The organism is Mesorhizobium sp. M7A.F.Ca.CA.002.15.2.1 (assembly GCF_003998715.1).
Classification (GTDB): Bacteria; Pseudomonadota; Alphaproteobacteria; order Rhizobiales; family Rhizobiaceae; genus Mesorhizobium; species Mesorhizobium ciceri.
In genome coordinates this window covers 1-5,659 of sequence record NZ_RZPI01000361.1, presented here as the reverse complement: position 1 = coordinate 5,659, position 5,659 = coordinate 1, and the positions used below count along the sequence as shown (strand labels likewise).

5 protein-coding genes and 1 riboswitch are annotated in these 5,659 nt (G+C 62.7%); of the genes, 4 read left to right on the top strand and 1 reads right to left on the bottom strand.

Annotated features, from left to right (window positions below):
* From ENZ74_RS19735 to fba, 3 genes are all read left to right on the top strand, one after another.
* Positions 1-621: MFS transporter (locus ENZ74_RS19735; RefSeq protein WP_164761092.1), on the top strand; the 621-nt coding region annotated here is incomplete at its 5' end.
* 66 nt (positions 622-687) lie between these two features.
* A riboswitch (FMN riboswitch) is annotated at positions 688-902 on the top strand.
* A gap of 77 nt (positions 903-979) precedes the next feature.
* Positions 980-1,453, top strand: coding sequence for a 6,7-dimethyl-8-ribityllumazine synthase (locus ENZ74_RS19730; RefSeq protein ID WP_063167604.1), 474 nt, complete (start codon positions 980-982; stop codon positions 1,451-1,453).
* Positions 1,454-1,617: 164 nt separating this feature from the next.
* Positions 1,618-2,682 (top strand): class II fructose-bisphosphate aldolase, encoded by a 1,065-nt coding sequence (gene fba, locus ENZ74_RS19725; protein WP_013532928.1) that lies wholly within the window; start codon positions 1,618-1,620, stop codon positions 2,680-2,682.
* Positions 2,683-2,739: 57 nt separating this feature from the next.
* Here the strand turns inward: fba and ftsZ are convergent, their stop codons facing one another.
* Complete coding sequence (gene ftsZ / locus ENZ74_RS19720; protein ID WP_063167603.1) at positions 2,740-3,774, bottom strand: cell division protein FtsZ; 1,035 nt, start codon at positions 3,772-3,774, stop codon at positions 2,740-2,742.
* Between the two features lie 483 nt (positions 3,775-4,257).
* Between ftsZ and ENZ74_RS19715 the strand changes: the two genes are divergently transcribed.
* A complete protein-coding gene (locus ENZ74_RS19715; RefSeq protein ID WP_063167602.1) occupies positions 4,258-5,613 on the top strand; it encodes a glutamine synthetase family protein in 1,356 nt (451 codons plus the stop codon).
* The last annotated feature ends 46 nt before the right edge of the window (positions 5,614-5,659 follow it).

The following is a 5,659-nucleotide window of genomic DNA, read 5'->3' as shown; positions in this document are numbered from 1 at the left end:
CTTGCATGGATGGGACTGACAGTGACGTCGCTCAGCGACACCAGGAAGGCCGGACCGGCGCCCGCCCCGCTGGAAGCGCTCGGCATTCCCGGAATCCTGCCGCTGCTGGTCGCGTGCGCGGCCTTCATGACTTCGTTCTACGGCGTCTATGGCTATCTCGGCGACCATCTTCATGTCGGGCTTGGACAGCCGGTGAGTGCCAATGGCCTGGCGGCGCTTGCCTACGGCATAGGCTTCGGCACCGCTGCTCTGCTCGACGGCGTCATCGACAGACTGGGTGCGCGGCGCGTCATGCCGTTTGCCTATCTTCTTGTCGCCGTCGTCTACGTCGCGATGGCGGCGACGAGCGACAGTTTCGGGCTGACCTTGACCATGGTGGCAATCTGGGGACTGGCCAATCATTTCGGCCTGAACGTCCTGGTGATGCGCCTGTCGGCGCTCGATCCGTCGCGGCGCGGCACGATCATGGGGCTGAACAGTGCGGTGACTTACCTCGCGGTCTTTGTCGGCACCACCAGCTTCGGGCCGCTTTATTCCAACTTCGGCTTTGCTGTCTGCGTGATGGTTGCAGCACTGCTCATGCTGATCGCCGCATCGGCGGCGGCGTGGCGCACGCGGTAGTCGAACGTGCTTGGCCCAACCTTCTCACGGTTGACAGCAGCGTCCTGCCCTTTCATACAAAGCCGTTAATGTTCTCAGGGCGGGGTGAAAGTCCCCACCGGCGGTAAGGGTTTCTACCCAAGCCCGCGAGCGCTTTCCGGTCCACGCATCAATGCGTGGATTCTTAAGTGCTAGAGCGTCCTTTACGCGTCCAAGGGACGCGTGGCGCTCTAGTGGAAAGGTCAGCAGATCCGGTGTGATTCCGGAGCCGACGGTTACAGTCCGGATGGAAGAGGACGAAACGGAAGCCGGCCCGCTTTTTGCGGGCTTAATCCGTATCGTGCGTCCTGATTCTGGTTCGAAACGGAAGGATGGACCCATGAATCAGCATTCCCATAAAGACTATGAAACGACCCGCATCGCCGTTATCCGCGCGCGCTGGCATGCCGACATCGTCGACCAGTGCGTACAGGCCTTCGAAGCTGAACTGGCCTCTCTGGGAGACGAGCGCTTCACCGTCGACATCTTCGACGTGCCCGGCGCCTATGAAATTCCCCTGCATGCCAAGACCCTGGCCGGGACCGGCCGTTATGCCGCGATCCTCGGCACAGCCTTTGTGGTCAATGGCGGCATCTACCGGCATGAGTTCGTCGCAAGTGCTGTCATCGACGGCATGATGAACGTGCAGCTGTCGACCGGCGTGCCGGTGCTGTCGGCGGTGCTCACCCCGCACAACTACCACGACAGCGCCGAGCACCACCGCTTCTTCTTCGAGCACTTCACTGTCAAGGGCAAGGAAGCGGCGAACGCCTGCGTGCAACTCCTGGCGGCGCGGGACCTGATCGCGGCCTGAGGTCGTCAAACTGGCCGGATTTCAACCCTGCAACAAGAATTGCGATCGAGAAGCGCTCCGAAGGTTGCGGTTCCCTTGAAATCCCGCCAGAAGCATCAAGGGCCGACCGGCAAACCGGCCGGCCCGCGACGTTGCGCTTGAAACCAGATACGGGAGACTATTGGGTGGCTCGCATAACACTGAGACAATTGCTCGACCACGCCGCCGAATACGGCTATGGCGTGCCCGCTTTCAACATGAACAACATGGAACAGGGCCTCGCCATCATGGAGGCCGCCGAGGAGACCAAGTCGCCGGTCATCCTGCAGGCTAGCCGCGGCGCGCGCGCCTATGCCAATGACGTGGTGCTGGCCAAGCTGATCGACGCGCTGGTCGAAATCCATCCCGACATTCCGGTCTGCATGCATCTCGACCATGGCAACAACGAAGCCACCTGCGTCACCGCGATCCAGTACGGCTTCACCTCCGTCATGATGGACGGATCGCTGAAGGAAGACGGCAAGACGCCGGCCGACTACGCCTACAATTCCGGCATCACCAAGCGCGTCGTCGACATGGCGCATTGGGGCGGCGTGTCCGTCGAAGGCGAGATCGGCGTGCTCGGCTCGCTCGAGAGCGGCGGCGGCGAGCAGGAAGACGGCCACGGCGTCGAAGGCGCGATCAGCCACGACCAGCTTTTGACCGATCCCGAACAGGCGGTCGAGTTCGTCAAGGACACCCATGTCGATGCGCTGGCGGTGGCCATGGGCACCAGCCATGGCGCCTACAAATTCTCGCGCAAGCCGGACGGCGCGGTGCTGGCCATGAACGTCATCGAGGAGATCCATCGCCGCCTGCCGAACATGCACCTGGTCATGCACGGCTCGTCCTCGGTGCCCGAGGATCTGCAGGAGATCATCAACAAATATGGCGGCCAGATGAAGCCGACCTGGGGCGTGCCGGTCGAGGAGATCCAGCGCGGCATCAAGCACGGCGTGCGCAAGATCAACATCGACACCGACAACCGCATGGCGCTGACCGGCGCGATCCGCAAGGTGCTGACCGAGAACCCGAGCGAGTTCGACCCGCGCAAGTATCTGACACCGGCCATGGCCGCCATGCGCAAGCTCTGCAAGGAGCGCTTCGAACAGTTCGGCACCGCCGGCAACGCGCAGAAGATCAAGCCGCTGCCGGTCGCCGAAATGGCCAAGCGCTACAAGTCGGGCAGTCTGGACCCGAAGTTCGGCTGAGCTGAACGCTGGTATCGAGGGCAGGAGCGCGGCAGCGCCCTGCCCGTTTACCGAACGCTATTGAAGCGTGCGCGCCGGCGGCTGACCGGCGTGGTCGCGCGCGATGCCGGCGTCGGCATCCTCGGCGCCAAAAGCACGGTCGAGGCCCGTCGCCACGACCGAGACCCTGAAGCGGCCTTCCATGCCCTTGTCGAAGATGGCGCCAACGATGATGTCGGCATCCTCGTAGACCTCTTCGCGAATGCGGGTGGCGGCCTCGTCGACTTCAAACAGGGTCATGTCCCTGCCGCCCGATATCGAGACCAGCACGCCCTTGGCGCCTTTCATCGACACTTCGTCGAGCAGCGGGTTGGCGATCGCGGCTTCGGCCGCCTTCATCGCGCGGCCTTCACCGGAAGCCTCACCGGTGCCCATCATGGCGCGGCCCATGTCGCGCATCACGGATTTGACATCGGCGAAGTCGAGATTGATCAGGCCTTCCTTGACGATGAGGTCGGTGATGCAGCTGACGCCGGCATAGAGCACCCGGTCGGCAATGACGAACGCATCGGCGAAGGTGGTCTTGGCATCGGCGATCCTGAACAGGTTCTGGTTCGGGATGACGATCACCGTGTCGGCGCTCTCGCGCAGCCGCTCGATGCCTTCTTCGGCCATCTGCATGCGGCGCCGGCCTTCAAAGGTGAACGGCTTCGTGACGACGCCAACCGTCAGGATGCCGGCTTTGCGCGCCGCCTGGGCGATGATTGGAGCCGCACCGGTTCCCGTGCCGCCGCCCATTCCGGCGGTGACGAAACACATATGCGTGCCGGCCAGATGATCCATGATCTCGTCGAGCGATTCCTCGGCCGCGGCGCGACCGATCTCGGGAAGCGATCCGGCGCCCAGCCCTTCGGTGACATGAGCGCCAAGCTGGATCAGCCGCGTCGCCTTGGACATAGTCAGCGCCTGCGCGTCGGTGTTGGCGGCGATGAATTCGGTACCCTGAAGCTGCTCGGCGATCATGTTGTTGACGGCATTGCCGCCGCCGCCGACGCCGATAACGGTGATCTTGGGTCTCATCTCGGAGATTTCGGGCTTCTTGAACTCGGCCATGCCTGTTTCTCCTTCGTCAATTGCGCGCGCTTCACGACCCACCCGCAGACTGCCTTGGGCATATTGCAATCGAGCGGCATGACGCGAATCAGTCCGTTGCGATGGGTACCCCAAAAAGCCAGACAGCGGCCAGAGGTGCAAGTGCATGCGAGGTCAAGATTTGTGATGACCGTTTTGCACAGCGTGGCTCGGGCGCTGCGTGCGCCAGATCTTACCGCAGCGAACTCGCCGCTCCCGCCGATAGCGGCTGCGCGCTGGTTTACCGTCTCGTGCTTGGCATTCCGCCCTCCAACCTCTATGTTGCGATCGCAGATCGCGCAATTGGTTTTGAAATGCCTCCCGACATACCAGCTAGTGACTTGAAAAAATAAGGAAAAGCGCTTGGCGACAGCCACGTCTGTTTTCCTAAAACTCACCAGCTATTTTTACCAGGGACGTGCGGCCGGTCAGGCTGCGGCACCTTCGAAAACCAGAGGTTTTAAATTGAGCGATGCAATTGCGGACGTTTTGAACTGGCTTGAAAGCAGAACCGACATCCAGAGCCTCAGGGCGGCGGTGTGCGACCTCAACGGTATCATGCGCGGCAAGCGCATTCCCGTCGAGCAGGCAAGAAAGGCGCTGGAAGGCAAGCTGCGCATGCCTTTTTCGCTGATCGGACTGGATGTCTGGGGCGAAGACATCGAAGGCAACAGCCTGGTTTTCTCGACCGGCGATGCCGATGGACTGTGCCAATGGACCGGGCGCGGCATTCTGCCGGTGGCCTGGACGGCGCATCCGACGGCACTTGTCCCGCTGTGGCTTGCCGACGAAAGCGGCGCGCCCTATCTCGGCGACCCGCGACGGGCGCTGGCCCGCATCCTCGATCGCTACAAGGCCCTGGGCCTGACCCCGGTCGCGGCAACGGAACTCGAATTCTACCTCGTCGATCCGCAATCGCAGCGGCCGGTCGGCCCTGTCTCGCCGGTGACCGGACGCCGGCTCGATTCCGACGCGGCGCTGTCGATCGACGAAATCGACGATTTCGAATCCTTCATCCATGACGTCTACGAGGCTTGCCGGACGCAAGGCATTCCCGTCGACACGGCCATCGCCGAAAACGGCGTCGGTCAGTTCGAGATCAATCTGAACCATGTCGCGGACGCGTTGCGGGCGGCTGACGATGCGGTGCTGTTCAAGCGCACGGTGAAGGGCATTGCCCGCAAGCACGGCTTTGCCGCCTGCTTCATGGCCAAGCCCTATGGCGACCGGGCGGGCAACGGCTTTCACGTTCATTTCAGCCTGGTCGACGGTGAAGAGCGCAACGTCTTCGACGACGGCACCGACCAGGGCTCGGAGACCATGCGCCATGCAGTCGGTGGCCTGCTTGCGGCAATGGCCGAGAGCACGCTGGTATTCGCGCCGCACTTCAATTCGTACCGCAGGCTGCGCCCAAGATCCTATGCGCCAACCGCGGTCGCCTGGGGCTATGAGAATCGCATGGTCGCGATCCGCATTCCGGGCGGGCCGACCGCTGCTCGCCGTATCGAGCACCGCGTATCGGGAGCCGACGCCAACCCCTATCTGGTGCTCGCGGCCATATTGGGCGCCGCGCTGACCGGCATCGAAAGACAGTTGTCGCCAGGTGATCCGATCGGCACAGACGGCCAGGGACTTCCGCCGGCAAAGCTGCCGCCGGACTGGGCATCCGCGATCGCCGCCTTCGAGAGCGGGACGCATGTGGCGGAGATTTTTCCAGCCATCCTGCGCGACTCCTTTGTGGCCTGCAAACGCCAGGAGCTGAACACGTTCGCGCTCAATGTCAGCGATTTCGAGATCGAGACATACCTCGAGAGCGTCTAGATCGGGTTACGCCAGTACGGCCAAGCTGCCGCGCATCGGCCAATCA

Coding starts and splice junctions, on each gene's coding strand:
- ENZ74_RS19730 (WP_063167604.1), top strand. CDS start 980: ATGAATCAGCATTCCCATAAAGACTATGAAACGACCCGCATCGCCGTT.
- ftsZ (WP_063167603.1), bottom strand. CDS start 3,774: ATGGCCGAGTTCAAGAAGCCCGAAATCTCCGAGATGAGACCCAAGATC.